Annotated in this window: 24 protein-coding genes and 1 pseudogene; 17 read left to right on the top strand and 8 right to left on the bottom strand. The window is 72.7% G+C overall.

Going from position 1 to position 25,747, the window contains the following annotated elements; all coding sequences use genetic code 11:
* Positions 1-9: 9 nt before the first annotated feature.
* The 3 genes from ABD143_RS12710 (at position 10) to ABD143_RS12700 (ending at position 3,119) form a co-directional block, all read left to right on the top strand.
* Positions 10-951 carry a DUF389 domain-containing protein gene (locus tag ABD143_RS12710; protein ID WP_343976151.1) on the top strand — a complete coding sequence of 314 codons (942 nt, stop codon included), beginning with the start codon at positions 10-12 and terminating at the stop codon, positions 949-951.
* A gap of 11 nt (positions 952-962) precedes the next feature.
* On the top strand, positions 963-2,156 hold the full coding sequence (locus ABD143_RS12705; protein WP_343976148.1) for a hypothetical protein: 1,194 nt from the start codon (positions 963-965) through the stop codon (positions 2,154-2,156).
* Positions 2,157-2,270: 114 nt separating this feature from the next.
* Positions 2,271-3,119, top strand: a complete 849-nt coding sequence (locus ABD143_RS12700; RefSeq protein WP_343976145.1) for an SGNH/GDSL hydrolase family protein — start codon at positions 2,271-2,273, stop codon at positions 3,117-3,119.
* A gap of 416 nt (positions 3,120-3,535) precedes the next feature.
* Here the strand turns inward: ABD143_RS12700 and ABD143_RS12695 are convergent, their stop codons facing one another.
* The 3 genes from ABD143_RS12695 to ABD143_RS12685 are packed head-to-tail and all read right to left on the bottom strand — an operon-like array spanning position 3,536 to position 6,423.
* Entirely contained in the window at positions 3,536-4,690 is a 1,155-nt protein-coding gene (locus ABD143_RS12695; RefSeq protein ID WP_343976142.1) for an aminotransferase class I/II-fold pyridoxal phosphate-dependent enzyme, read from the bottom strand.
* Positions 4,687-5,181: an Lrp/AsnC family transcriptional regulator gene (locus tag ABD143_RS12690; RefSeq protein ID WP_343976139.1), complete on the bottom strand. Its 495-nt coding sequence runs from the start codon at positions 5,179-5,181 to the stop codon at positions 4,687-4,689. Before ABD143_RS12690 ends, ABD143_RS12695 begins: the two co-directional genes overlap by 4 nt.
* Before the next feature lie 6 nt (positions 5,182-5,187).
* Positions 5,188-6,423 carry an aminotransferase-like domain-containing protein gene (locus ABD143_RS12685; RefSeq protein ID WP_343976136.1) on the bottom strand — a complete coding sequence of 412 codons (1,236 nt, stop codon included), beginning with the start codon at positions 6,421-6,423 and terminating at the stop codon, positions 5,188-5,190.
* Between the two features lie 297 nt (positions 6,424-6,720).
* Between ABD143_RS12685 and ABD143_RS12680 the strand changes: the two genes are divergently transcribed.
* Both ABD143_RS12680 and ABD143_RS12675 read left to right on the top strand, forming a co-directional pair.
* Positions 6,721-7,107 (top strand): SCO5389 family protein, encoded by a 387-nt coding sequence (locus tag ABD143_RS12680; protein ID WP_343976132.1) that lies wholly within the window; start codon positions 6,721-6,723, stop codon positions 7,105-7,107.
* Positions 7,108-7,295: 188 nt separating this feature from the next.
* A complete protein-coding gene (locus ABD143_RS12675; protein WP_343976129.1) occupies positions 7,296-7,913 on the top strand; it encodes an AAA family ATPase in 618 nt (205 codons plus the stop codon).
* A gap of 328 nt (positions 7,914-8,241) precedes the next feature.
* On the opposite strand, the pseudogene ABD143_RS38470 reads toward ABD143_RS12675, so the two are convergent.
* Positions 8,242-8,430: pseudogene (locus ABD143_RS38470) on the bottom strand (hypothetical protein); the annotation flags it as partial.
* Between the two features lie 174 nt (positions 8,431-8,604).
* Between ABD143_RS38470 and ABD143_RS12665 the strand changes: the two are divergent.
* Positions 8,605-9,981 (top strand): replication-associated recombination protein A, encoded by a 1,377-nt coding sequence (locus ABD143_RS12665; RefSeq protein WP_343976123.1) that lies wholly within the window; start codon positions 8,605-8,607, stop codon positions 9,979-9,981.
* 4 nt (positions 9,982-9,985) lie between these two features.
* On the opposite strand, the gene ABD143_RS12660 is transcribed toward ABD143_RS12665, so the two are convergent.
* On the bottom strand, positions 9,986-10,603 hold the full coding sequence (locus ABD143_RS12660; RefSeq protein WP_343976120.1) for a TIGR03086 family metal-binding protein: 618 nt from the start codon (positions 10,601-10,603) through the stop codon (positions 9,986-9,988).
* 53 nt (positions 10,604-10,656) lie between these two features.
* Between ABD143_RS12660 and ABD143_RS12655 the strand changes: the two genes are divergently transcribed.
* The 6 genes from ABD143_RS12655 (at position 10,657) to ABD143_RS12630 (ending at position 16,899) form a co-directional block, all read left to right on the top strand.
* The gene (locus tag ABD143_RS12655) at positions 10,657-11,112 is read left to right on the top strand and encodes a MarR family winged helix-turn-helix transcriptional regulator (RefSeq protein ID WP_343976117.1); all 456 of its coding nucleotides are present in this window, start codon (positions 10,657-10,659) and stop codon (positions 11,110-11,112) included.
* An 8-nt stretch (positions 11,113-11,120) separates the two neighbouring features.
* Positions 11,121-11,273, top strand: a complete 153-nt coding sequence (locus ABD143_RS12650; RefSeq protein ID WP_343976114.1) for a hypothetical protein — start codon at positions 11,121-11,123, stop codon at positions 11,271-11,273.
* A 174-nt stretch (positions 11,274-11,447) separates the two neighbouring features.
* On the top strand, positions 11,448-13,640 hold the full coding sequence (locus ABD143_RS12645; protein WP_343976111.1) for an alpha-galactosidase: 2,193 nt from the start codon (positions 11,448-11,450) through the stop codon (positions 13,638-13,640).
* On the top strand, positions 13,637-14,563 hold the full coding sequence (locus ABD143_RS12640) for a carbohydrate ABC transporter permease (protein ID WP_343976108.1): 927 nt from the start codon (positions 13,637-13,639) through the stop codon (positions 14,561-14,563). Before ABD143_RS12645 ends, ABD143_RS12640 begins: the two co-directional genes overlap by 4 nt.
* An 18-nt stretch (positions 14,564-14,581) precedes the next feature.
* Positions 14,582-15,532, top strand: a complete 951-nt coding sequence (locus ABD143_RS12635; RefSeq protein ID WP_343976104.1) for a carbohydrate ABC transporter permease — start codon at positions 14,582-14,584, stop codon at positions 15,530-15,532.
* Between the two features lie 11 nt (positions 15,533-15,543).
* Positions 15,544-16,899, top strand: a complete 1,356-nt coding sequence (locus ABD143_RS12630) for an ABC transporter substrate-binding protein (protein WP_343976101.1) — start codon at positions 15,544-15,546, stop codon at positions 16,897-16,899.
* A 6-nt stretch (positions 16,900-16,905) separates the two neighbouring features.
* On the opposite strand, the gene ABD143_RS12625 is transcribed toward ABD143_RS12630, so the two are convergent.
* The 3 genes from ABD143_RS12625 to ABD143_RS12615 all read right to left on the bottom strand — a co-directional run bounded on the left by ABD143_RS12625 (position 16,906) and on the right by ABD143_RS12615 (position 20,544).
* Positions 16,906-18,084, bottom strand: coding sequence for an ROK family protein (locus tag ABD143_RS12625; protein ID WP_343976098.1), 1,179 nt, complete (start codon positions 18,082-18,084; stop codon positions 16,906-16,908).
* 61 nt (positions 18,085-18,145) lie between these two features.
* Positions 18,146-19,366, bottom strand: a complete 1,221-nt coding sequence (locus ABD143_RS12620; protein WP_343976095.1) for an arginine deiminase — start codon at positions 19,364-19,366, stop codon at positions 18,146-18,148.
* A gap of 485 nt (positions 19,367-19,851) precedes the next feature.
* Positions 19,852-20,544, bottom strand: coding sequence for a TetR/AcrR family transcriptional regulator (locus tag ABD143_RS12615; RefSeq protein ID WP_343976092.1), 693 nt, complete (start codon positions 20,542-20,544; stop codon positions 19,852-19,854).
* Between the two features lie 342 nt (positions 20,545-20,886).
* Between ABD143_RS12615 and shbA the strand changes: the two genes are divergently transcribed.
* The 5 genes from shbA (at position 20,887) to ruvX (ending at position 25,725) form a co-directional block, all read left to right on the top strand.
* Entirely contained in the window at positions 20,887-21,615 is a 729-nt protein-coding gene (shbA, locus tag ABD143_RS12610) for an RNA polymerase sigma factor ShbA (RefSeq protein WP_343976089.1), read from the top strand.
* Positions 21,616-21,755: 140 nt separating this feature from the next.
* Positions 21,756-22,172 (top strand): DUF948 domain-containing protein, encoded by a 417-nt coding sequence (locus ABD143_RS12605; protein ID WP_343976086.1) that lies wholly within the window; start codon positions 21,756-21,758, stop codon positions 22,170-22,172.
* Positions 22,169-22,498: a hypothetical protein gene (locus ABD143_RS12600; RefSeq protein ID WP_343976083.1), complete on the top strand. Its 330-nt coding sequence runs from the start codon at positions 22,169-22,171 to the stop codon at positions 22,496-22,498. Before ABD143_RS12605 ends, ABD143_RS12600 begins: the two co-directional genes overlap by 4 nt.
* A gap of 123 nt (positions 22,499-22,621) precedes the next feature.
* Positions 22,622-25,285, top strand: coding sequence for an alanine--tRNA ligase (alaS, locus tag ABD143_RS12595; protein ID WP_343976080.1), 2,664 nt, complete (start codon positions 22,622-22,624; stop codon positions 25,283-25,285).
* Entirely contained in the window at positions 25,282-25,725 is a 444-nt protein-coding gene (gene ruvX, locus ABD143_RS12590; protein ID WP_343976077.1) for a Holliday junction resolvase RuvX, read from the top strand. Before alaS ends, ruvX begins: the two co-directional genes overlap by 4 nt.
* Positions 25,726-25,747 lie beyond the last annotated feature (22 nt).

Raw genomic sequence — 25,747 nt, 5'->3', positions numbered from 1 at the left:
GGAGTCGCTGTGCTGCACATGAGGGTCATCGCGCCCGCTGAGCGGTCGGCCGAGGTGCGCGAGCTGCTGCTCGCCGAGCCTGGCGCCACGCACGTCGTCGTGCTGCCGGGCGCGGCGCTGCAGCCGCCCGGTGACGTCATCGCGGCCGACGTCGCCCGCGAGTCGGTTGACGGGGTGCTCACCGGGCTCTGCGAGCTCGGCGTCGACCGGGCAGGCGGCGTCACCCTGGAGGCGCTCGACACGACCCTCTCCGACGCGGCCGACGCCGCCGAGGAGGCCGCGCCCGGCGAGGGATCGGACGCGGTGATCTGGGACGAGGTCGTGGCGCGCACGGGGGAGGAGTCGCGCTTCTCGGTGAGCTACCAGGCGTTCCTGACGATCGCGTGCCTGCTGGCCGCGGTCGGGGCCATCACCGACTCGCCCGTGACGGTGGTGGGCGCGATGGTGCTGGGCCCGGAGTTCGGGCCGCTGGCCGCGGTGGCCGTCGGAATCGTGCTGCGCCGTGGCGACCTCGTCCGGCGCGGGGCTTTCGCGCTTGCGGCGGGGTTTCCGTTGGCGATGGCGGTCACGGCGGTCGGCGCGCTGATCCTCGACGTCACCGGGCTGCTGACCACCGCCGGCCTCGACCAGCTCAACCAGGTCGACTTCATCTACGACGTCGGGCCGTTCTCGCTGATCGTCGCGTTGCTGGCCGGTGCGGCCGGGATGCTCTCGCTGACCTCGGCGAAGTCGGCGGCCCTCGTCGGCGTGTTCATCTCGGTCACCACCGTGCCCGCGGCCGCGTTCGCCTCCGTCGCGTTCGTGGAGGGGCGCTACGACCAGGCGCTCCGGTCCGCCGCGCAACTGGTGATCAACCTCGTGGGCATCGTGGTCGCCGCCGCGGCGGTGCTCCTGGTGTCGCGGTGGAACCAGCGCCGCGGACGGGGCCTGCGGCCGTTGTCCGCGGGGTAAGGTCCTTAGCGATGGTTCACGACCTGGGCAGCTTCCCCAGGCCGGTGCTCGCTGCGCTGGCTGCCGCCGAGCGGTTGCTCACCCGCCGCGCTGGTGCCACGGTGGTCCTCGCCGATCCGGAGGACCTCGGCGGGAGCGACCGCTCCGTTGTCGCGCGCGCCCGTGTCGCCCGCAACCCGTTCTCGCTGCCGCGCACCCTGGTCGTCAAGCACTACCTGGCGGAGCCCGATCCGGAACAGCCCGACCCGTTCCACTACGAGGTGGCCAGCTGTCAGCTGTTCACCGCGCTGCCGGCAGAGGCCCGCCCGAGCCCGGTGCTGATCGCACACGACCCGCAGGCGCGGCTGCTCGTGCTGGAGGACCTCGGGCGCAGCTCCACCCTCGCCGACAAGCTCTTCGGCCCCGACCCTGCCGACGCCCAGCGCTGCCTGCTGAGCTGGGCCAGGGCGCTGGGCCGAATGCAGGCGGCCACGGCGGGGCGGGAGAACGACTTCGGCGCCCTGTTGCGCCGGCTGGGGGCGCGGGCGTGGCGCGACCCGATGGCCGAAGAGGCCCGCGTCGCCCTGGCGAAGGCGCCGGAGCTGCTCGCCGACGAGCTCGGCGTGCGCGTCCCGGCCGCGGCCACGTTGGAAGCCCACGAGACGGCCCGGCTCCTCGGCGGCACCCGCTACCGCGCATTCAGCCCGTCCGACACCTGCCCCGACAACAACCTTGTGACGAGCCGCGGCGTGCGGTTCGTCGACTTCGAGTGGGGCTGCTTCCGCGACGTCGCCCTCGACGCCGCCTACTTCCGCGTGCCCTTCCCTGGCTGCGAGGCGAGTTTCGCGCTGCCGCCCGGCATCGGCGACACGATGCTCGACTCGTGGCGCGACGAGGTCTCCGCCGTCTGGCCCGACCTCGACGACGGCGCCAAGCTCGACCGCAGGCTCCTGCACGCCCAGCTGCTGTGGGTGTGGTTGTGCACGTGGTGGTTGCTGCCGAGGGTCCGCGTCCGCGACCGCACGGTCGGACTCGACGCCGCCCGCTCACCCCGGATCAGCACGGCGCTCGGGCACTACTGGCGGCAGATGGCGCGTTCGGCCGAACGCGGCGACCTGCCCGCCACCGCGGAGCTCGGCGACACAGTGGCCGACGCGCTCGCGAAGCGCTTCCCGGACGCCCCCGGCACACTCCCCGTCTACCCGGCGTTCCGCTCGGTGGCCTGATCCGCTTCCCGGGCCGAAACGCGGCTGGTCAGCTCACCGATCGTTCCGCCATCCGCCCACAACAGGTCATCCGGCGCACACCGCAGGTGAGTCGTCGTCAGTCACGGTGTCGCCGTGACCCTGCAGATCACACCTGAGCAGATCACCGTCCCGGTCGCCTCCTCGATCCCGGCGCCGCTCCGCCCGGTCCGCACCCTCGTGACGTTGGGCGACTCCACCTGCGTCGGGCTCGGCGATCCCGTGCCCGGCGGCGGGTGGCGCGGCTTCTCCGTACTGCTGCGCGACGCTCTCGGCGCCGCGGAGCTGGTGAACCCGTCGTTCACCGGCGCCCGGATGGCCGACGTGCGCCACCGGCAGCTGGAGCCGGCACTCGCGGCGCGACCGGACGTCGCCGTCGTGTTCGTCGGCATGAACGACACGCTGCGCTCCGACTTCGACCCCGGCGGCCTGCGGGCGGACTGCGCGTCGGTGGTGGCGGCGCTCCGGGCGACAGGTGCGCACGTGGTGCTGCTGCGCTACCACGACCACACGCGGGTGTTCCGCCTCCCGGCGCCGCTGCGCCGGGCGCTGCAGCGGCGGATCCTGGCGCTCAACGGGGCGACCGGCGCCGTCGCGGCGGAGGACCCTGCCGGGGTCGGCGTGCTGGACCTCGACCTCCTGCCCGGCGGCTACGAACGGGACGCGTGGGCGGTCGACCGGCTGCATCCTTCCGAGCTGGGGCACCGGATGCTCGCCTCGGCGCTCACGGAACTGATCGCCGCGGCCGGTTTCGCCGTGCCGCACCCGGTCAGCCTGGATTGCGCCGGCGGGCGTGAGGTGACCGCTGTGCACCGGGTGGCGTGGCTGGTGCTGAAGGGCGTGCCGTGGCTCGTGCGCCGCGGTCGCGACTTCGGCCCGGTGATCGTGCAGAGCCTGGTCAACGAGATGGTGCGGCGGCAGGCGCCCGTACCGGACCGGACCTGAGCATCGGCCCTGCTTGTGGGGCCTGATGGAGGTGTAGCTCGGCACGTGCGGGCGCCGCGGTCTTCGCTGGGTGTGCGGGTGGCTGTCAATGTCAGTGGCCGCGTGGTCAGGCGGCGCGGCGCACGGGCGTCGGCGGCGCAGGGGCGGTTGGTGAGGCCACCGCGAGCTGCGCCTCGATCCGCCACAGCTGCGCCCGCGTGCAGGTGGGGCAGATGTAGGTGATGGAACCGTCGGGTTCGTGCTGGCTGCTCCAGGCGAGGCCGGCGACGTCCTCAGGTGTTCGCGTAAGGGCGCAAAGCGGACATGCTCGTGTCTCCATGCTCTCCGAGGCTGCCCCACGCACTTTGCCGCCCTGTGAACCCCGCGCAAACCTCACGCTGCGTGGACGTCCGACTAACGGGCCTGAAAGGATCGATTCAGAGCGACCGCAGGAACCGGTCGATCCGCATGAGCGCCTCTTCCAGGAGTGGCAGCGCGGTGGCGTACGAGCACCGCACGTGTCCCTCGCCGGACGGCCCGAACACGCTCCCCGGGACCACGGCCACGTGCTCGGCGTAGAGCAGCCGCTCGGCGAACGTCTCCGAGTCGAGCCCCGAGGAGCGGATCGACGGGAAGGCGTAGAAGGCGCCCTCCGGCTCCGGGCACTCCAGCCCGGTCTCGCGCAGGCCCTTGACGAACACCCGCCTGCGCCGGTCGTAGTCGGCCACCATCGCGTCGACGTCGTCGCCCGGCGAGGAGAGCGCCTCCACCGCCGCCAGCTGTGAGACGTGCGGGGCGCACAGCATCGTGTACTGGTGCACACGCACGGCGAGCTCCGCGACGGCGGCGGGCGCGCAGACCCAGCCGACCCGCCATCCCGTCATCGCGTGGGACTTGGAGAAGCCGCCGAGGATCACGGTGCGCTCGCGGGCGCCGGGCAGCGCGCCGAGGCAGGTGTGGCCGCCGCTGTAGGTGAGCCGTCCGTAGATCTCGTCGGAGACGAGGTACAGGTCGTGCTGCTCCGCGAGCCGGACGAGCCCTTCGAGCGCGGCGCGCGGCTGCACGGCGCCCGTCGGGTTGGCGGGCGAGCCGATCACGATCGCCTTGGTGCGCGGGGTGATGGCGGCCGCGACCACGTCGGGGTCCACCGCGAAGCCGTCCTCCCAGCGAGTCGGCACCCGCACCGGCGTGCCGCCGGCAAACGCAACACACGGTTCGTAGGCCACGTAGCAGGGCTCCGGCACGATCACCTCGTCACCGGGGTTGAGCAGCACCCGCAGGACGAGGTCGAGGCCCTCGGACACCCCGGTGGTGATGAGGCACTCGGTGCCCGGGTCGTAGCCGGCCCCGTAACGGGCGGCGAGGTCGGCACAGATCAGCTCGCGCAGGCGGGGGAGCCCGGCATTGGACGTGTAGGTCGTGTAGCCGTGCTCGAGGGCGTAGATCCCGGCCTCGGTGACGCGCCACGGGGTGGCGAAGTCCGGCTCCCCGACGCCGAGCGAGATCACGTCCTCCATCTCCGAGGCGATGTCGAAGAACCTGCGGATGCCCGACGGCGGGCACGCGGCGACGACGGAGTTGAGCGGCTTCACGGGGTCACCGGCAGCCGGTGGTCGCGATCCGGCTGCGTGAACGCGTCGCCGTCGCGCTTGTAGGTCTTGAGCACGAAGTGGGTGGCCGTGCCCTGCACCCGGTCGATCGTCGAGAGCTTCTGCGAGACGAAGTCGGACACGGCCCGGATCGTGCGGCCCATCACCGTGCAGCGCAGGTCGTGGCTCCCGGAGACGAGGTACACGCTGCGCACCTCGTCGAATCGGGCGATGCGGGTGGCCACGTCGTCGAACCCGACGCCGCGTGCCGGGGCGATCGACACGTCGATGAACGCCGTGACGGTCTCGCTGGTGGGGTCCCCGTCCACCGCGTCCCAGTCGACGACCGCCTTGTAGCGCCGGATCGCGCCCGACGCCTCCCACGTGGCGATCGCCTCGCTCACTTCGGCGACCGGGAGCCCGGTCATGGTCGCGATGGTCTCGTGGGAGAGCTGGGCGTCGCGCTCCAGCAGTTCGAGGATCTGGCGCACCATTCGACCCTACGTCGCGGAAACGGCGCTCCGGCGCCAGGCGGCACTGAGCCGCCCGACCGCGGTACGCAGCGCCGGAACGGGGTTCGACGCGAAGCAGAGCCGGGCCGCCCTGTCGTGCGCGGCGCCGGGCTTGCTGTTCGCCGCGAACGCGGCACCGGGTACGAACCCGACGCCGTGCTCCAGCGCCACGGGCAGGAGGTCGGCGGGCCGGGTGCCGTCGGTGAACTCGACCCAGCAGAACATCCCGCCCGTCGGCGTCGAGTACGTCACGGCGTCGGCGAAGGTCTCACGGACGGCGCCCGTGAGCGCGGCGGCCCGTTCCCGCAGCGCGCCGCGCAGCCGGTCGAGGTGCGCGTCGAACCACGGGCGGTCGGCGAGCAACTCGGCCGCGACGGCCTGCGTGAGCGTGGAGCCGCAGAGGTCCGTGCACTGCTTGAGCCGCTCGACGGCGGCGAGCAGCGGCGTAGGCCCGGTCAGCCAGCCGACGCGCAGGGCTGGCGCGAGCACCTTCGAGGCGCTGCCCAGCCGCACCACGCGGTCGCCGAGCGCGGCCACGGGCACCGGCGGCGGGCCGTCGAACGCCAGGAGCCCGTACGGGTCGTCCTCGACCACGAGGAAGCCGTAGCGGTCGGCCAGCGCGGCGAGCGCGGCCCGGCGCTCGGCCGCGAGGGTTGCCCCGCGCGGGTTGTGGAAGCTGCTGACGGTGTGCACGAGCTTCGGGCGCAGGCCTGCGGCGAGCCGGGCGGCGAGGGTGTCGACATCCATGCCGTCCGCGTCCACCGGCACGGGGTGCAGTGCGGCGCCCACAGCCTGGAACACCTGCAGTGCGCCGACGTAGCAGGGGTCCTCGACGACCACCGGGTCGCCGGGGTCGAGCATCGCGCGAGCCACGAGGTCGAGGGCCTGCTGCGAGCCGCTCGTGACGACGACGTCGGTGGGGGCGAGGCGGCGCCCCAGCCGCTCGCCCTCGGTCGTGGCGAGGACATCGCGCAGCCGTCGTAGGCCGCTGGTCTCGCCGTACTGGACGGCGGCGGGGTCCGCGACGGCCGTCGCGAGGGCCGCTCCGATCCGGTCGCGGGGGAGCAGGTCGGTGCCCGGGAGCCCGCCTGCGAGGGAGATGACGTCGTTGCGGGCGGTGAGCGCGAGGAGGTCGCGGATGGCCGACCCGCGCACCTCGCGCACCCGGGCGGAGAGCAGGACGGCAGGGGAACGGGGGACGGCAGGGGAGCGGGGGATGGTCACGAGGTTCGCCTTCGCGTCTGTCGGTCCAGGAGCGGTGAGGTCGTCCTGGGTCGGCAGGGCGAGACGGCGGCCGGCCCCGGTTGCGGGCGCGGCCGTGCTCCAGCGTGCCCGAGTTTCCTGCGATACGGCACCGACGTCCCATATTGTGGGACGCGTTTTGCTGTCAATGGTGTGGCACTAATATTAGGATATTCGCAGCCGGGCATTGGAGTTCACCAATTCGGGGGGTTCTGGAGAGCGGGCCCACGGGTACTGTTCACCGTTACCGGTTCCGAACAACTCGCTCGGAGGATTGCGTTGTCTCTCACCGTGCCCAATACCCTGCTCGAACAGGCGCAGCACGGCCCTGTGTCCGACGCTGACTTCATCGAATGCATCCAGAATTCGCTCCCCTATGCATGGGGGCTGATCGAGGAGCTCGCCGCTGAACTGGAGAAGGGTGGGCAGCCGGCGGTGCAGAGCACCACCGTCCCGCCGGACGATGGGTCGTGGGGTCAGCTGTTCAGGCTGGTCAGCAGCGACTCGATGCGCGGCGCAGTGCAGCGCCGGTTCGGTGTGCGACTCGCGTTCCAGAACTGCTGCAAGGTCGGTCTGTTCAAGCCGGAGGCCGAGGCGGAGTACCGCGAGTTCATCACTCCGCGGGCTCAGATCCTCAATCAGAACCCGCTCCTGCTGAACTGCTAGCCGTTTCTCGCACGACTTCTCGCACGACGACGGGTCCGACGCGATCCGAGCGCCGGGCCCGTCGTCTTTTCCCGGGTCGGATGGCGGGTCGCCCTGAATTAGCTGCGTCGACTCGTACTGGTTGGCCGCGAGCATCGGCGGCGGGAGCCGGCGGCGAACCCCGACGCCTCGGCGATATGGTCCCCCGCATGCTGCTGTGGATCAACGGCCCGTTCGGCGGTGGCAAGACCCAGACTGCGTACGAGCTGCACCGGCGGCTGCCCGGCAGCGTCGTGTGCGATCCCGAGCACGTCGGGTTCGGCCTGCGCCGCATGCAGCCGGCCGCGCTGCGCGCCGACTTCCAGGACATCCCGGCGTGGCGGCAGGGGGTGCGCGAGGTCCTGGACATGGCGCTGCGCGACATGACAATGCGCGGGCATCCCGGCCCGGTGATCGCGCCGATGACGCTCGTGCACCCTCGCTACTTCGCCGAGATCGTCGGCAGGCTGCGCGACGAGGGCCACGAGGTGCATCACTTCGCCCTGCTCGCCGAGCGCTCGACCGTGCTGCGGCGGCTGCGGGAGCGGGGCGCGATCCGGTGCCGCAGCGGCGATAGCTTCGCGGTGGCGCGGCTCGACGAGTGCCTCGAGCGGCTGCGGGAGCCGGAGTTCGCCGAGCACATCCACACCGACCACGTGCCGGTGCCGCAGGTCGCCGAGCGGGTCGCACGCTCGGCGGGGCTGTCGATCGCCCCGGCCACGGACGGCCCGCTGCGCGCGCGGCTGCGCCGGTTCGCCACGAGCGTGCGGCACATCCGTTTCGAATGACCCCCGCGACCGGGGCGCCCTCGTCGTGGGCCGGCCGTAGGTCAAGCCGTGACGAGCCCGCGCAGCCCCGGCAGGACGTCGAGCGCCGCCTCGAGGTGGCCCGCGACCTGCAGGACGAGGTGGCCCACCCCGAGCTGGGCCACCCGCTCCACGTCCTCCGCCCTCTGGGCGCGCGTGCCCCGGAACAGGGGGCGGCCCGGACCGGCGTCCGGATCGACCCGGCCGCGGGAGAGCTGGTCGACCGTCGCGAGCCGCCGGGCCAGCAGCCCGGCGGCTGTAGGAGCGCCTGCAGCGCGCTCGTGCCGAGCCGCACCCGCGTGGTGAGCGCGGCGAGGTGGGCGAGGACGTCGAGCGGGTCGAACACGCAGGCGTACCCCTCGGCCGGCAGCTCTACCGGAACCGGCACCCCGGGCATCACCACGCCGCGCCGTGGCCGCAGCCAGCGGTCCATCACCCACACCGAGTCCAGGCCTGCGGCCTCGGCGCCGGTCGCCAGCCGGACGAGGTCCTCCGTCATCACCGTGCGGCCGCCGTTGGGCAGGCCCACTCCGATCTCCATGCCCTGACGACGAACGGGCCATGCGGATATCGAATGGGCGGTGCGGCCGAGGGTGAGGGCATTGGCATACGGCGCTGCCCGGAATCATGGGCGATTCGCCCGCTGTCGGTGCCCGGTGGCAGGCTGGAGCGGATGAGTACGGAGGCGGACGGGCTGTTCGAGCTCGACGAGCCGGCCCAGGCCGACGCGGGGGGTCACCACGACGCGGTCGGTGACGGCGCGCGTGCCACCGCGCCGCTGGCCGTCCGGATGCGGCCACGCGCGCTCGACGAGGTGGTCGGGCAGGCCCACCTACTGCGGCCCGGCGCCCCGTTGCGGCGGCTTGTCGAGGGCGGTGCGGCGGCGTCCGTGCTGCTCTACGGGCCGCCCGGCACCGGCAAGACCACGATCGCCCGGCTGCTGGCCGGCGTGGGCAGCAGGCACTTCGTCGCACTGTCCGCGCTTTCCTCGGGCGTGAAGGAGCTGCGCGCCGTGATCGACGACGCCCGGCGCCGCCGCGACCGGTTGGACCAGCAGACGGTGCTGTTCATCGACGAGGTGCACCGCTTCTCCAAGACCCAGCAGGACGCGCTGCTCGGCGCGGTGGAGGACCGGCTGGTGCTGCTGGTCGCAGCCACCACGGAGAACCCGTCGTTCTCGGTTGTGTCGCCGCTGCTGTCGCGGTCTCTGGTGCTGCAGCTGCAGTCGCTCACCGACGATGACGTGCGGGCGCTGCTGCGCCGCGCCGTCGCCGACCCGCGCGGGCTGCACGGCGGCGTCGAGCTGAGCATCGAAGCCGAGGACGCGCTGGTCCGGCTCGCTGCCGGAGACGCGCGCCGGGCACTCACCGCGCTGGAGGCCGCGGCCGACGGCGTCCAGGGCACGGGCGCCACCGTGATCGACGTGCCCGCTGTGGAGCGCGCCGTCACCGAGGCCACCGTGCGCTACGACCGGCAGGGCGACCAGCACTACGACGTGATCAGCGCGTTCATCAAGTCGATCCGGGGCTCGGACGCGGACGCCGCGTTGCATTACCTGGCTCGGATGCTGGTGGCGGGGGAGGACCCGCGGTTCATCGCGCGGCGGCTGATGGTGCACGCCAGCGAGGACGTCGGGCTGGCCGACCCCACGGCGCTGCAGGCTGCGGTGGCCGCCGCGCAGGTCGTGCAGCTGGTGGGGCTGCCCGAGTGCCGGCTTGCGCTCGCGCAGGCCACGCTGCACCTGGCGACGGCCCCCAAGTCGAACGCGGTGATCACGGGCATCGACGAGGCGATGGCGGACGTGCGAGCAGGGGCGGTGGGCGCAGTGCCACCGCATCTGCGCGACGGGCACTACGCGGGCGCGCAGAAGCTGGGCAACGCGGTCGGCTACCGGTACCCGCACAACTCGGCCGACGGGGTACTGGAACAGCAGTACCCGCCCGACGCGCTGGTCGGCCGCGACTACTACCGTCCGACGGGCCGCGGGGCGGAGCGGGTGCTCGGCGAGCGCCTGCCAAAGCTGCGACGGGCCGTCCGCGGCGACGGCTGATCGCCTACAGGGCTCCGCTCGCGCGGTACGGCGACCACGTCGGGTCCCGCCCGAGCAGGGCGAGCGTGCGTTCCCAGGGGTCGCTACCGCCCGTGTCTGCCAGAGCCCGGGCGAACGGGGAGCCCGGCTGTTCGCGGAACTCTCCGTCCGGCACCCGCTCGGCCTGCTCCAGACCCGCCGCGACCAGGTCGTCGTCGTAGTCGAGCGCGATCCCGAGGGTCACGGCGACGTCCCAGCCGTGCACGAGGGTGTCGATCAGGTGGAATCCCGCTACCTGCTCGAGCGGGAACCGGCGGCCGAACTCCGGCAGCCACACGGAGCGGCCTGGGTCGGCGGCGGCCTCGGCGAAGGCCGCGACGAGGTCGTCGGCGGCCGCGGCGGACGTTCTGGCCGGGTCGGGGCCGAGCGGAAGCGCGGCGAACGCGCCGGCGTCGACGTCCGCCGTGCTCCCGGCCCGGACGGCCGCCGCAAACCCGTGGTCCTGCCCTGTCATGTGTTCGAGCAGGTCCCGCAAATCCCAGCCGGCGCACGGCGTGGGCAGGCCGAGGTCGACGGGCCGCAGCCGGGCGAGGGCGATGCGGGCCGCAGCCGTCGCCCGCCGATGACGGTCGATAATCTCCATTCGCTTACTATCTACCGTGGTAGACGATTGGTCAAGCGCTATCGTCTTGCGGTGTGAGCGAGCAGCGCCACGACCTTGGAGCGGCCTTCGCCTGGCTGGCCAGGGCGATGATCGACGCCGAGGCTCCGGTGCTGCGCGCGCACGACGTCGAGATGTGGGACTACGCCGTGCTGGGCGCCCTCGAGGACGGGCCTGCCCCGACCCAGTCCGAACTGGCGGAAACCGTCGGGAGGGACAAGACGCGGCTGATCCCGATCCTCGACCGCCTGGAGGCCCGCGGGCTCCTGCGGCGCACCCCGGATCCGGCCGACCGTCGCAACCGTGTCGTCGCGCTCACCGCGGGAGGCCGGGACCTCGTGCGGTCCTGCCGGGCAGGGGTGCGCGCGGTGGAGGCCGACCTGCTCTCCGAGCTCGAGCCGGCCGAGCGGGCGGTGTTCGTCGGCGCCCTCGAACGCCTGGCGGATGCCGTTCATCCCCGTCGGGGTCACGCTTCGGGCGGCGGCCGCTGATCGACGAGTTGCGCTCCAGTCACCCGCACCTCGAGATCGAGTCCTGCTCCTCGGGTGGGCTGCGCGTCTACCTGGAGATTCTGGAGCGCACCGACCGCCGGGCGGGGCAGGTGCCACCGACGACGGCCCCCCGGCGCCGCCCCCTCGCCGCCCTCGGCTGATCGGCCGCCGGGGTTCACCCGTGGCGGTGAACGGCGTTCCACGATGGAACCGACTCCGGCGACAGGCGTTTCCGCAACCGCCCGTTGACGCCCACTAAGTTCTACCGTAGAAGTTATCCGCGAACGGTGACGAGACCTGCGTCACTGCACGACGACGTGAAGAGCGGAGCGCCGATGCCCGATACCGCCGCGACCCCGACCACCCCCGTCCACCTGCGCGCGGCCGGGGTGAGCGTCGTGCTGGTGTGCGACGGGGCGCGCCTGCCCGCGGTGCTGTACTGGGGCACCGACCTCGGTGAGCTGGGCGCCGCCGACATCGTGGCGCTCGCGGCGGCCTCCGTGCCCGGCACCGTGTCGAACGACCTCGACGACGTCACCCGCGTCGGTGTGCTCCCCGAGCACTCGGCGGGCTGGGTCGGCAGGCCGGGGCTCGCCGGGCATCGGGCGGGCCGGGCCTGGTCACCGCTGTTCACGCGCACGGCCTTCCACGTACAGCCCGATCCCGCGGGCGGCGGGACCGTGCGCGCCACCGGCCGCGACGACGACGCCGGGCTGGAGCTGCGGCTGGAGATCGAGTTGCTCGCCTCTGGCGTGCTGCGCCAGCGGGCGACGGTCGCCGTACCGGCGGGCGCTGCGGGCGGTGGGGGCGGTGGGGGCGAGCCCTTCGTCGTCGGCGGCCTCGCGCTCGCGCTCCCGGTGCCGCCGGTCGCCACCGAACTGTTCGACCTCGCGGGCCGCTGGGGCCGCGAGCGGGCGCCGCAGCGTGCGCCGTTCGTCGTCGGCGTGCACTCGCGGGAGAACCGCCGCGGCCGCACCGGCCCGGACGCGCCGCTGGTGCTCGCCGCGGGCACCGCGGGCTTCGGCTTCCGTGAGGGCGAGGTGTGGGCGGTGCACGTGGCCTGGAGCGGCAACCACGTCAGCTACGCGGAGCGGCTCGCGAACGGGGCCGCCGTGCTCGGTGGCGGTGAGCTGTTGCTGCCCGGCGAGGTCCGGCTGGCGCAGGGGGAGGAGTACACCGGTCCCTGGGTCTACGCCGCGCACGCCATCGGCCTGGACGGGATCGCCGCCCGCTTCCACACACACCTGCGGTCGCGCCCGCAGCACCCGCGCTCCCCGCGCCCGGTCGTGCTGAACACGTGGGAGGCCGTCTACTTCGACCACGACCTCGACCGGCTCGTCGACCTGGCCAGGGTGGGCGCGGACGTCGGCGTGGAGCGGTACGTGCTGGACGACGGCTGGTTCCGCCACCGGCGCACCGACAAGGCGGGCCTCGGCGACTGGTACGTCGACGAGGACGTGTGGCCGCGCGGGCTGCACCCGCTCGTCGACGAGGTGCGCCGGCTGGGCATGCAGTTCGGGCTGTGGGTGGAGCCGGAGATGGTCAACCCGGACTCCGACCTCGCCCGCGCGCACCCGGAGTGGATCCTCGCGACGGGCGGTCGGACGCCGCCGCTCTCGCGGTCGCAGCAGGTGCTCGACCTCGCCCATCCCGGCGCCTACGGCTACGTGCTGGAGCGGCTCGACGCGCTGCTGCGCGAGTACCCGATCTCCTACCTGAAGTGGGACCACAACCGCGACCTGGTGGACGCGGGGCACAGCCCGTTCGGCACCCCGGGGGTGCACGCCCAGACCCGCGCGGTCTACCGGCTGATCGACGAGTTGCGTTCCCGCCATCCGCACCTCGAGATCGAGTCCTGCTCCTCGGGCGGGCTGCGCGTCGACCTGGAGATCCTGGAGCGCACCGACCGCGTCTGGGGCAGCGACAACATCGACCCGCTGGAACGCCAGCAGATCCAGCGCTACACCGTGCAACTGCTCCCGCCCGAGCTGATCGGCGCGCACGTCGGGTCGCCCCGCTCGCACTCCACCGCGCGCACCCACGACCTCTCCTTCCGCGCCGGCACCGCGCTCTTCGGCTCGTTCGGGATCGAGTGGGACGTCACCACCGCGAGCGCGGAGGAGCGCAAGGAACTGGCGGCGTGGGTGCAGCTCTACAAGGACGTGCGCGGCCTGCTGCACAGCGGCACGGTGGTGCGCGCCGACCAGCACGACCCCGCCGCGGCGCTGCACGGGGTGGTGGCGTCCGACCGCAGTTCCGCCCTGTTCGCGCTGGTCCAGCTCGCGACGCCGCTGACCGCGGTGCCGGGCGCGCTGCGGCTGCCCGGGCTCGACCCGGAGCGCCGCTACCGCGTGACGGTGCAACCGCCCGGGGACACGCCCGCGGTACGGCAGCGCAGGCTGCCCGCGTGGCTCGCCACGGGCGTCGAGCTGCCGGGCCGGGTGCTCGCCGAGGCGGGGCTGCGAACGCCGGCACTCAACCCCGAACAGCTCCTGCTGCTGCGGGCCGAGGCGGTGGGGGAGCGATGACCGCGCTCGCGCCCGCCCGGGTCGGCGCCGGGCCCGCCGCCGCGCCGCCGCGGAGGTCCCGGCGCGAGACGTGGACGGCGCTGGCCTTCCTCGTCCCGTCGCTCCTCGGCTTCGTGCTCTTCTACTTCTGGCCGACGTTGCAGGGGTTCTGGCTGAGCCTCACCGACTACAGCTTCTTCGCCGACACCTCGTTCGTCGGGCTGGACAACTACCGCCGCATGCTCGGGGACGAGACGTTCTGGAACGCCCTCCTCGTCACGGTCGAGTACGTGGCGCTCAACATCGGCTTCCAGACCGTGCTCGCGCTCGGGCTCGCGGTGCTGCTGCACCGGCTCACGCAGTCGGTGGTGATCCGAGGGCTCGTGCTGCTGCCGTACCTGGTGGCCAACGTCGTCGTCGCGCTGCTGTGGTTCTGGATGCTCGACGCGCAGATCGGCGTCGTGAACCAGGTGCTCGGCGCGCTCGGGGTCGATGCGGTGGCGTTCTTCGGCAGCGAGGACTGGGCGATCCCGACCGTCGCGTTCGTCAACACCTGGCGCCACCTCGGCTACACCGCGCTGCTGATCTTCGCCGGGCTCCAGACGATCCCGCGGATCCTCTACGAGGCCGCTCGCGTGGACGGTGCCACGGAGTGGCAGATGTTCCGGCGCATCACCCTGCCCATGCTCCGGCCGGTGCTCGCGCTCGTACTCGTCGTGACGATGGTCGGTTCGTTCCAGGTCTTCGACACGGTGGCCGTCACCACCGCGGGCGGGCCGGCCGAGGCGTCGAACGTGATCCAGTACTACATCTTCGACCTGGCCTTCCAGCGGCTCGACTACGGCTACGCCGCGGCGGTGTCGGTCGTCCTGCTCGTCATCCTCGCCGTCATCGCGTTCGTCCAGCTGCGGCTGGCGCGGGCGAACGAATCGGACCTCGCCTGACACCCTGAGGAGCCCCGGATGGTCCACACCGACGTGACCACGGCCCCGCCGAACCCCGCGCCCACGACCGCGCCCGCCGCCACCCCGACGACCCTGCGGTTCGCGCCCGGCCGGATCCTCGCCTGGGCGGCGCTGATCGGGGTCGTCGCGATCACGCTGTTCCCGTTCTACTGGATGCTGCGCACGGCCCTGTCCAACGGCACGACGCTCGCCACCGGCGGCAGTTCGCTGCTCCCGGTGGACTTCACCTGGGGCGCGTTCCGCCGGGTGCTCGGCCTCGCCACGACGGAGGAGGCGCAGGCCGAAGGGGGCAGCGGGACGTCCGTCGAGTTCTGGGTCTACCTGCGCAACTCGGTGGTCGTGGCCACGCTGATCACCGCCGGGCAGGTGTTCTTCGGCGCCCTCGCCGCCTACGCGTTCGCCCGCCTACGCTGGCCCGGCCGGGACGCGGTGTTCTTCCTGTTCCTGACCGCGCTGATGGTGCCGCCGATCTTCACGCAGCTGCCGAACTTCCTGCTGATGCGCGACCTGGGCATCCTCAACACCTACTCCGCGGTCGTCCTCCCGTTCTTCTTCATGACGCCCTTCGCCATCTTCTTCCTCCGCCAGTTCTTCCTCGGCATCTCGAGCGAGATCGAGGAGGCGGCTCGGCTGGACGGGGCCGGGCACGTCCGCACGTTCTTCCGGATCATCGTGCCGATGAGCTGGGGCCCCGTCATCACCCTGGCCCTGCTGCAGTACGTCCAGGCGTGGAACGAGTACTTCTGGCCGCTGCTCGTGGCCAGCGAACGGGAGGTCCGGACGCTCACCGTCGCGCTCGGCGTGTTCCGCGCGCAGGAGCCGCAGGGCAACCCGGACTGGCCCGGCCTGATGGCCGCCACGCTCATCGCCGCCGTCCCGGTGCTCCTGCTGTTCCTCGCGTTCGGGCGCCGGATCGTCGACTCCATCGGCTTCTCGGGGATCAAGTGAGGGATCGACGCATGCGAAACCGTGTCCCGGCCGTCGCGGCCGCTCTCGTCGTCGCCCTCGTCGCCTGCGCGTGCGGCGCCCGCGGCCCGTCGGGCGGCGGGTACGGCGACACCGGCGAGATCACCTACTGGATGTGGGACTCGGGCCAGCTGCCCGCCTACCAGCAGTGCGCGAACGACTTCGAGGCCACGCACCCCGACATCGACGTCACGATCGAGCAGATGGGCTGGGACAACTACTGGGGCCGGCTGCTCACGGCCTTCGTGTCGGACGCGGCGCCGGACGTGTTCGTCGACCACACGTCCAAGTACGGCGACTACGTCTCGCGGGGGCTCATCGAGCCGCTCGACGGGCTCGTCGAGGAGTCGGGGATCGACCTGGGCCAGTACGTCGACGGCACGGCGCGGCTGTGGGTCGGGCCGGACGGGCGCCGCTACGGGCTGCCGAAGGACTTCGACGCGGTCGGCCTCTTCTACAACACCGAGATGGCCGCGGCCGCCGGCGTCACGCCTGCGCAGATGCAGGAGCTCACCTGGAACCCGGCCGACGGCGGGACGTACGAGGACGTGATCGCCCGGCTGACCGTCGACCGCAACGGCGTGCGCGGCGACGAGCCGGGGTTCGACAGGAACGCCGTAGCCACCTACGGGATCGGCCTGTCCGACGACCTCGGTGCGGGCGCCGGACAGACGCAGTGGTCGATGTACGCCGCCGCCACGGGCTGGAGCCACACCGACCGCGAGCTCTGGGGAACCCGCTTCAACTACGACGACCCGCGGTTCCAGGACACCATCAGCTGGTGGCGCGGCCTGATCGAGAAGGGTTTCATGCCGCCGCTGGAACAGACCATCGGCGGGTCGCTCTCCCAACAGCTGCAGGCGGGCCGCTACGCGATGGTCACCGAGGGCTCGTGGAACATCAACACGTTCGCGCAGCTCGGCGGGATCTCCCTCGCCACCGCGCCGACACCGATCGGCCCATCGGGGGAGCGGGCGACCATGTCCAACTCCCTCGCCGACTCGATCTCGACGGGCTCGCCGAACAAGGGCGCGGCCTGGGAGTGGGTGCGCTACCTCGCGTCGCCAGAGTGCCAGTCGGTGGTGGGGCAGGGCGGGGTGGTCCTCCCCGCCATCGCCAGCGAGGTGCCTGCGGCCGAAGCGCGCCTGGCCGAGCACGGGTACGACATCACGGCGTTCACCCGGCAGGTCCGGGACGGCACGACGGTGCTCTACCCGGTGGCCGAGAACGCCGCGGACGTCGACTCGGTCATGAAGAACGCGATGGAGCGGGTGATGTCCTTCGCGGCGGACCCGTCGTCGCTCACGGAGGTCAACGCCGAGGTGAACGCCCTGTTCACGAGCGGCTGACCGGGCTCAGGCGGCGGCGCCCGCGGTGCCCAGCACGTGGGTCTGGATCGCGACGGCGGCGCCGCCCCGCGCCCACTCGGTGAACGGGAACGGCCGGACCTCCACAGGGGTGGGCCCGGCGTCCTGGTTGCGGTTCTCCAGCACCGCGGCGTCGAGCTCGGCGCCGGCCAGGTCGACGAGGCCGATGCCGTCGCCGGTGAGGATGACCAGCTCGGGGTCGACGAGGTTGGCGATGTCGGCGACGAGCAGGCCGAGCGCCCGGCCGCCGTCCCGCACCACGCGCAGGGCGGCGGGCTGCCCGGCCCTGGCGAGCGCCAGCGCCTCGGCGTGGTCCACGGGGTGCCCGACGGCCTGGGCGACGGCGCCCGCGATCGCGTCGGAGGCGAGCAGCGCGTGCGCGCAGCCCCGGTGGCCGTCGGCGCACACGCCCCACCCGAAGAGCGGGCGGTGCCCGATCGAGCCGCCGCCGCCGTGTGCGCCCTCCACGAGCCGGTCGTGCACCACGATCCCGCAGCCGACGCCGACGCCGATCGTGATGACGACGAGCGAGTGCATGCCCCGCCCCGGGCCGAACCAGTGCTCGGCGACGGTGAGCGCCCGCACGTCGTTCTCCACCACCGAGGGGAGCCCTGCGGCCTCCTCCAGCAGGTCCGCGAGTGGGACGGTGTGGTCCCACCGCAGGTAGTGGGCCCGGGCGACCTCCCGGCGCTCGCGCACGAAACCGCCGATGCCCACCCCGAGGCCCGCCACATCCCCGCCGGCGGCGGAGCGGAGGTGCTCGACTGCGGCCGCGGCGGTCGCGACGACCGCGGCGGGATCCCGCGCCGGGAGGGGCACGGTGTGCTCGGCGAGCACGGTCGCCCGCATGTCGGTGACGACGCCGAAAAGGGTGTCGCCGGTGATCTTCATGCCGAGGAACCGGCGGGCCGAGGGCGCCACGTCGAGCGGGAGCGAGGGCCTGCCGGTGCGCGTGTGCACGTCGGTGCTGCCCTCGACCAGCAGCCCGGAGTCGACCAGCGGGCGGGTGAGCCGGGTCAGCGACCCGGCCGAGAGGCCGAGCCGGCGGGCCAGCTCGGCGCGGGGAAGCGGCCCGTGCCGCAGCACCTCCACGGCGACGCGCTGCTGGCTCCCGTCGAGCGCCGGCCAGTCGGCGGCGACGGGAGTTTCTTGCGCGACGGAACTCACGGGGGAACAGTACCGGGCGCAGCCGGCGAGATCCCGGATCTCACCGGTCCGCGCGCAGGCGTCAGGCGGGGTCGCGCACGATCGGGCAGCTCATGCACCGTGGCCCGCCGCGCCCGCGGCCCAGCTCGCCGCCGGGGATGTCGAGCACCTCGATGCCGTGCCTGCGCAGGTGCGTATTGGTCGTGACGTTGCGCTCGTAGGTCACCACCACGCCGGGTGCCACGGCGAGGGCGTTGCACCCGTCGTCCCACTGCTCGCGCTCCGCCGCGTGGACGTCCTGCTCGGCGGTGAGCACCCGCACCGACGGCAGGCGCATCGCGGCGGCGATTGCGAGGTGCATCTGCTCGGGCGGGTGGTCGGTGACGTCCAGCTCCTTCTCCGAGGCGCCCGGGCGAACGGTGTAGGCCGGCAGGAGGCCGAGCCCCGCGTACTCCACGAACGTCTCCGGGTCGACCATCGTCATCACGGTGTCGAGGTGCATGAAAGCCCGGGCCTGCGGCATCCGGAGCGCGACGATGCGGTCCACCTCGCCGCCCGCGAAGAGCCTGCGCGCCAGCCGCTCGACGCCCTGAGGCGTGGTGCGCTCGCTGAGCCCGACGACCAGCGCGCCGCCCCCGAGCACGAGCATGTCCCCACCCTCGGTGGTGGCGGGCCCGTTGATCGAGCCCTCGGACCAGATGGCGTAGTCGGCCCCCACGAACAGCGGGTGCCAGCGGTAGACGGCCTCGTAGTGCACAGTCTCGCGCATCCGGGCCTTCTTGCGCATGCTGTTGATCGCCACCCCGCCGTAGATCCACGCGGATGTGTCACGCGTGTAGAGGTGGTTGGGCAGCGGCTCGAGCACGAAGTCGTCCGGGTCGAGCACATGGAAGGCGATCGAGCGCGGCTCCGGGATGCGGTCGAGCACCTCGCGCTTGGTGATCCCGCCGATCAGGTGCTCGGTGAGGGTGCTGGTGTCCATCGCGTCGAAGCAGTTGCGCAGCGCGTCGATGGCGAGCGGGCCGTAGACGCGGTCGTCGAAGATGCGGTCGAGGACGTACTTGCGCGCCTCCGGGATGTCGACGGCCGTGCGCAGCAGGTCACCGAACAGGTGCACGACGACGCCGAGCTCGCGCAGTAGGCCGGCGAACCGATCGTGCTCCTCCTGGGCCCGCGACACCCACAGCACGTCGTCGAACAGCAGGCGCTCCTTGTTGCCGGGCGTCAGACGCTTCAGCTCGATGCCGGGCCGGTGCACGATGACCTGCCGCAGCACGCCGACCTCGGAATCCACGCGGTACATGTCCACATCCTCTCGCCGCGGCCCGCCCGCCGCCCGCAACGTGTGAGTCGGGGTCAGCCGAGAGTGATCTCGAGTTGCGGCGGTGCCCTCCGCAGACCCGATGCGCTTCCAGCCCAGCGGGTCGCCCTCGTCCGAGCAGGACGTGGGGTGCGCGGCCTGACGACCGACGTGCCGCGCGTGCGGCGGGCGGCCCGGGAGGGCTACGGCGCGGTGACTGCAGCGCTGCGCCGGGTGCGTGCCGAGCCCTGATCAACGCGCGCCGCGGTGCAGTGGGCAGGGCGCGCCCGCGCATTTGCAGGCTCTGCACACACATACGCACCGAGTGGCACCGTGAGATGGACATCAGCGCGAATCCGCCAACCAAAAGCAGCTCCGCTGTCCATCTCACGACCCGCCGGGAAGTGGGTGGACGCGTATGTGTGTGCAGAGCCTGGGGGCCGCCCGCAGGTGTCGGGGTCGGGTCTGCGGACAAGATCGGCGCGCGTTCAGCCGGTTGCTCCGAACGGCCTGCCGTGGGTTCCGGCGTCCGTCAGCATCTCCGGGCGGAGCATCCCGAACATCACTGTCTGCAACAGCTCGGCAGTGACCTCGGCCGGCTCCTCCGCGCGGTTGATGCTGCGGAGCAGGAGCAGGTTGATGATCATCCCGCTCACCTCGAGGGCGCTCGGGAAGTCGCGCAGCTCGCCGGTGCGCTGCCCCTGCTCGATGAGGAAGCGGATCGTGTCGGGGAGCGGGGCCACGATGCGCGGGTCCAGTTCGTCGCCGGGTTCCGGCGGGCCGGCCACCCTGATCGTGTACTCCTGCACGGCCGACCAGAACGCCGCGGTGAGCCTGCGGTTGCGGTAGCTGATCCGCGAGAGCGCTCTGATCTGGTCAGACAGGGCGTCGATGACCGAGCGCCCGGACTCGAGGTCGCGGTCGGCCTGCACCAGCAGGGGGCGGACCATCGGCCCATAGATGTGCCCGACGAGGGCGTGCTTCGAGGGGAAATGGTTGTACGCTGTGGCGGCGCTCACCCCGGCTGCGGCAGCCACGTCCTCCATACGTGTGTTACTCCAGCCGCGCGCGCTGAACGTTGCTTCGGCTGCATCGAGCAACGCTCGCCGTGTGCGGTCGCGCTTGGTCTGGGCTGCGCGCACGCGGGGATCGTCGGCCCTGGCCCGATCGGTGGGAGGCATTGAGCGCAGAGTAACCAACTTTTGGTCGAACTTCTCTTGACTCCAAGTTGGGCGTCACTCAAACTGCGTACTTGAACGTCGAACGACTTCGATCACCGTTGGGCACGGCGGCGAGCGGAGGCACGGAGGGGAAACCGGGGAGCGGGCCCGCGGTCGGGGGACTGGCGGGTATCTGCGAGCGACTCACGGGTCTCCTGTGTACGACCGCATGACATGTCCCGCATCGGGCAACCGGTCCAGGGCATCCGCGTTCACACCCGTGGCACTGCTGCGGGCAGGGGAGGGGACCCGAACGATGTACCGATCTGTGGATCGACGCGCCGCGGGCGCGCCGACGCAACTATGAGCGCGCCGGCCGGGGTCGAGCCCCCTGTCGAAGCGCAGCGCTTCCGCCAACTTCGCGATGGCGCGGCCCCGATCGACGAGCCTTGGGTCGACGGCCTCGCGGCCGTCCCGTCGGTCGAGCCGGCAGCCGAGAACCCGCAGCCGCTGCTCGAGCGCCTGGTCGCGGCCGCGGTGGAAGGCGACCTGGAGGCCAAGGAACAGCTGCTGGGGGAGATCCACCGGCTGGTTCTGCGTTACTGCAGGGGCCGGCTGGGCCGGCAGGAGACCGTGATCGGGTCGGCCGACGACGTGGCGCAGGAGGTGTGTCTCGCCGTCGTGAACGCGCTGCCGGGTTACACCCTGCGCGGGCTGTCGTTCCGGGCGTTCGTCTACGGGATCGCGGCCCACAAGGTGACCGACGCCTTCCGCGCGATCGGGCGCAACCGCGCGGAGCCGATGGCGGACCTGCCGGACACCCCGCTCGTGCACGACGGTCCGGAGCAGCGGCTGCTCATCGGCGAGATGACCGAGCGACTGGGCGAGTTGCTGCTGCGGCTGACCCCGCGCCAGCGCGAGGTGCTCGTACTGCGCATCGCGGTCGGGCTGAGCGCGGAGGAGACCGCCGGCGTGGTCGGCTCCACGCCCGGCGCCGTGCGCGTCACGCAGCACCGAGCGCTCAACCGGCTCCGCCGGATCGTGATGGCCGTCGACGTCGATGTCCCCGACGCGGACCTGGACGAGGAGTAGGTCGCGGGCCTGAGGTAGCAAGTCGCGCAGGCGTCGCCCGTCCGGGGCACCGGACGGGCCCGCCCACGTGCTGCGGAGCTGATGAGGGGTAGTCTGGAAGCGATCAACACCGGCAGGCGTGCGGAAACCGAGGAGGCTTCGTGTCGGCTGGCCAGATCGCGGCGCTCATCGCTGCGGGGGCCTTCGTGGTCCTGGTGCTGCTGCTGGCCGTCCCGCTCCTGAAGCTCGGCCGCACGCTCGACGAGGCCACCGTCGCCATCCGCAAGGCGCACGAGGGCAGCGCCCCGCTGCTGGACAACGCGCAGACCACGTTGCACCAGGTCAACACGCAGCTTGAGCGGGTGGACGGCATCACGTCGAGCGCGCGCACGGTCACGAGCAACGTCTCGGTCCTCACCTCACTGTTCACCGCCACCCTCGGCGGCCCGCTCGTGCGGGCCGCGGCGTTCACCTACGGGCTGAACAGGGCCGTCAAGGCGCGCCGCGCCGGGCGGGACGCCGGCGCCCATTCCCTGCGCACCCGTCCGGGCCGCGGCCGCCGCAGGGGGAGCAGGTGAAGAGGCTCTTCTGGCTCGGCGTCGGGGTCGCCGTCGGCGCGTACGTCACGAGGCGGGCCACCGAGGCCGCCCACAGTCTCACCCCGGCAGGCGTGGGGGCGAACATCGCCGACGGGCTGCGTGAGCTGGGCGCCGGTCTCGGGGCCTTCGGCGCCGAGGTGCGCGCCGGCATGACGGAGCGGGAGCGGGAGCTCGCCGCGCTGGTGGAGCGGCAGACGGGCGCATCCCTGCCGACCTACTCCGACGCGCTGGCTGAGCCGCAGCCCACGGTGTCGCCCGCACCACGTCCCGGCGCGCGAGCGCGCCGGGCAGGGGCGCCGCGCTAGCGCAGGCACGCGTTCGCGCCGTCCCCTGCCGTTCCGCCTCCCCGTCCGTGCGGGAGACTAGGAGGACAGACGCGCCTCCCGTTCCGCTCCTGCTCCCAGCAGGCACCCCAAGGAAGCCCAGCCGTGCAGACCCACGAGATCGCCCGCCGGTTCAGCCAGTACTTCGCCGACCACGGCCACACGCGTGTGCCGAGCGCGTCGCTGATCCTCGACGACCCGACGCTGTTGTTCGTCAACGCCGGGATGGTGCAGTTCAAGCCCTACTTCCTCGGCCAGGCCCCGCCGCCGTACCCGCGCGCGACGTCGATCCAGAAATGCGTGCGCACGGGCGATATCGATGAGGTCGGCCGCACGACCCGGCACAACACGTTCTTCCAGATGGCCGGGAACTTCTCCTTCGGCGACTACTTCAAGGCCGGGGCGATCGAGCACGCCTGGAACCTGGTGACGGGCAGCCAGGACGCCGGCGGCTATGGCTTCGACCCCGACCGCATCTGGGTCACCGTCTACGACGACGACGACGAGGCCATCGGCCTCTGGCGCAAGATCGCCGGGCTGCCGACGGAGCGCATCCAGCGCCGCGGCGGCGAGGACAACTACTGGGACATGGGTGTGCCGGGTCCCGGCGGCCCGTGCTCGGAGATCTACTTCGACCGAGGCCCTCAGCACGGTCGCGACGGCGGGCCGGAGGCCGACGAGGACCGCTACCTCGAGATCTGGAACCTCGTCTTCATGCAGGACGAGCGCGGGGAGCTCTCGCCAAAGAAGGGCTACCCGCCGGTCGGCACGCTGCCGAAGAAGAACATCGACACGGGCATGGGCGTCGAGCGGGTCGCCTACCTGCTGCAGGGCGTCGACAACGTCTACGAGACCGACCTCGTGCGCCCTGTCATCGCGCGCGCCGAGGAGTTCTCCGGCCGCCGGTACGGATCCTCCCCCGAGGACGACGTGCGGTTCCGGGTGATCGCCGACCATGCCCGGTCCGGCGTGATGATCATCGGCGACGGTGTGACGCCGTCGAACGAGGGCCGCGGGTACGTGCTGCGCAGGCTGCTGCGCCGGATCGTGCGCTCGTCGCGGCTGCTGGGTGTGCACGAGCCGGTCCTGCCGGCGTTCGCCGAGGTCGTCCGCGACGCGATGGCCCCGTCCTACCCCGAGCTGGCCACCGACTTCGAGCGGATCTCCGCCGTCGTGCGCGCGGAGGAGGAGGCGTTCCTCTCCACGCTCACCGCTGGGTCGAAGATCTTCGACACCGCCGTCGCGGCCACGAAGGAGTCGGGCGGCACGCAGCTGGCGGGCGACAAGGCGTTCCAGCTGCACGACACCTACGGCTTCCCGATCGACCTGACGCTGGAGATGGCCTCGGAGGCCGGCCTCACCGTCGACGAGCAGGGCTTCCGCTCGCTGATGGAGGAGCAGCGCTCCAGGGCCAAGGCCGACGCCGCGGCCCGGAAGACCGGCCACCTCGGTGTGCAGGCCTATCGCACGGTGCTGGACAACGCCGGGACCAGCGACTTCCTCGGTTACGACGAGCTCGTCGCGGACGCGGCGATCGTCGGGCTCATCGTCGACGGCGTGGGCGTCCCGGCGGTGGGTCAGGGCACCGCGGTGGAGGTCGTGCTCGACCGCACCCCGTTCTACGCCGAGGGCGGCGGCCAGCAGGCCGACATGGGTGTGATCGTGGGGGCGGACTTCACGATCACCGTCTCCGACGTGCAGGCGCCGGTCCCCGGGCTGATCGTGCACCGGGGCGTCGTCACCGCGGGCGAGGCCCGCATCGACGTCCAGGTGCACGCCGAGGTCGACACCGAACGGCGGGCCGCCGTCTCGCGGGCGCACTCGGCCACGCACCTCGTGCACGCGGGGATGCGCCGGGCCCTCGGCGACGCCGCGGCCCAGGCCGGCTCGCTCAACGCCCCCGGCAGGCTCCGCTTCGACTTCACCTCGCCCGCGGGCGCGGTCCCGCCGTCGGTGCTCGCCGACGTCGAGGACGAGGTCAACGCCGTGCTGATCGCCGACCACGACGTGCGTGCCTTCGTCACCTCGCAGGAGGAGGCCCGCAAGCTCGGGGCGCTGGCGCTCTTCGGGGAGAAGTACGGCGACGAGGTGCGCATCATCGAGATCGGCGAGTACTCCCGTGAGCTGTGCGGCGGCACCCACGTGCTCCGCTCCGGGCAACTCGGGCTGGTCAAGCTGCTGGGGGAGGCCTCGATCGGCTCCGGTGTCCGCCGCGTGGAGGCCCTCGTCGGGCTCGACGCGTTCCGCTACCTCGCGAAGGAGCACGTGCTCGTCTCCCAGCTCGCCGAGCAGTTCAAGGCGAAGCCGGAGGAGCTGCCGGAGCGGATCAACGGGATCGTCGAGCGGCTGCGGCAGGCCGAGCGGGAGCTGGAGAAGGTGCGCGCCGACGCCGTGCTGTCGTCGGCGGGGGCGCTCGCCGAGGGTGCCGAGGACGTCGACGGCGTGGCGCTGGTCGCTGTTGCGGCCCCGGACGGGGTGGGCGGCAACGACCTGCGTGCGCTCGCCTCCGACGTGCGCGGGCGGCTGGGCGCCCGCCCGGGTGTGGTCGCGTTGTTCTCGGCCGACGGGGAGAAGGTGTCGTTCGTCGTCGCCACCACCTCCGCGGCCCGGGACCGCGGCCTCGCGGCGGGCAAACTCGTGCCCGCGTTCGCCCCGGCGGTGAGCGGGCGCGGCGGCGGCAAGCCCGACCTCGCCCAGGGCGGCGGCACGAACCCCGCAGGCGTCGCGGAGGCCGTGGCGGCGCTCCGCGCCGCGCTCCGGGCGGCGTGACCGCAGGCGGGTCACCCCGCGGTCGGCGCCTCGGGATCGACGTCGGCGCGGTCCGGGTCGGGGTGGCGCTCTCCGACCCGGACGGCGTGCTCGCCACGCCCCTCGTCACCGTGCCGCGTGACGTGGATGGTGGTTCCGACGTGCGCTCGATCGCAGGCCTCGTCGCCGAGCACGAGGCCGTCGGCGTGGTGGTCGGGCTCCCGCGCACGCTCGCCGGGCGCGAGGGGCCGGCCGCGGAGGCCGCGCGCGGGTTCGCCGTCGCCCTGGAGGGTGCGCTCGACGTGCCGGTGGAGCTGTCGGACGAGCGGCTGACCACCGTGGTGGCGACCCGGCAGCTGCGGGAACGGGGCGTGAAAGGCCGCAGGCAGCGGGCCGTTGTTGATCAAGCCGCGGCCGTCGCGATCCTCCAGAGCTGGCTCGATGCGGCCCGACGGCGCTGACCCGGGGATGCGGCCCGGCACG

It is taken from the genome of Pseudonocardia aurantiaca (assembly GCF_039526725.1).
In the GTDB taxonomy this organism is placed as follows: domain Bacteria; phylum Actinomycetota; class Actinomycetes; order Mycobacteriales; family Pseudonocardiaceae; genus Pseudonocardia; species Pseudonocardia aurantiaca.
This window is presented reverse-complemented; position numbering and strand designations above follow the sequence as displayed.

Coding starts and splice junctions, on each gene's coding strand:
- ABD143_RS12705 (WP_343976148.1), top strand. CDS start 963: ATGGTTCACGACCTGGGCAGCTTCCCCAGGCCGGTGCTCGCTGCGCTG.
- ABD143_RS12690 (WP_343976139.1), bottom strand. CDS start 5,181: ATGGTGCGCCAGATCCTCGAACTGCTGGAGCGCGACGCCCAGCTCTCC.
- ABD143_RS12675 (WP_343976129.1), top strand. CDS start 7,296: ATGCTGCTGTGGATCAACGGCCCGTTCGGCGGTGGCAAGACCCAGACT.
- ABD143_RS12665 (WP_343976123.1), top strand. CDS start 8,605: ATGAGTACGGAGGCGGACGGGCTGTTCGAGCTCGACGAGCCGGCCCAG.
- ABD143_RS12660 (WP_343976120.1), bottom strand. CDS start 10,603: ATGGAGATTATCGACCGTCATCGGCGGGCGACGGCTGCGGCCCGCATC.
- ABD143_RS12645 (WP_343976111.1), top strand. CDS start 11,448: ATGCCCGATACCGCCGCGACCCCGACCACCCCCGTCCACCTGCGCGCG.
- ABD143_RS12640 (WP_343976108.1), top strand. CDS start 13,637: ATGACCGCGCTCGCGCCCGCCCGGGTCGGCGCCGGGCCCGCCGCCGCG.
- ABD143_RS12635 (WP_343976104.1), top strand. CDS start 14,582: ATGGTCCACACCGACGTGACCACGGCCCCGCCGAACCCCGCGCCCACG.
- ABD143_RS12630 (WP_343976101.1), top strand. CDS start 15,544: ATGCGAAACCGTGTCCCGGCCGTCGCGGCCGCTCTCGTCGTCGCCCTC.
- ABD143_RS12620 (WP_343976095.1), bottom strand. CDS start 19,366: ATGTACCGCGTGGATTCCGAGGTCGGCGTGCTGCGGCAGGTCATCGTG.
- ABD143_RS12615 (WP_343976092.1), bottom strand. CDS start 20,544: ATGCCTCCCACCGATCGGGCCAGGGCCGACGATCCCCGCGTGCGCGCA.
- shbA (WP_343976089.1), top strand. CDS start 20,887: ATGAGCGCGCCGGCCGGGGTCGAGCCCCCTGTCGAAGCGCAGCGCTTC.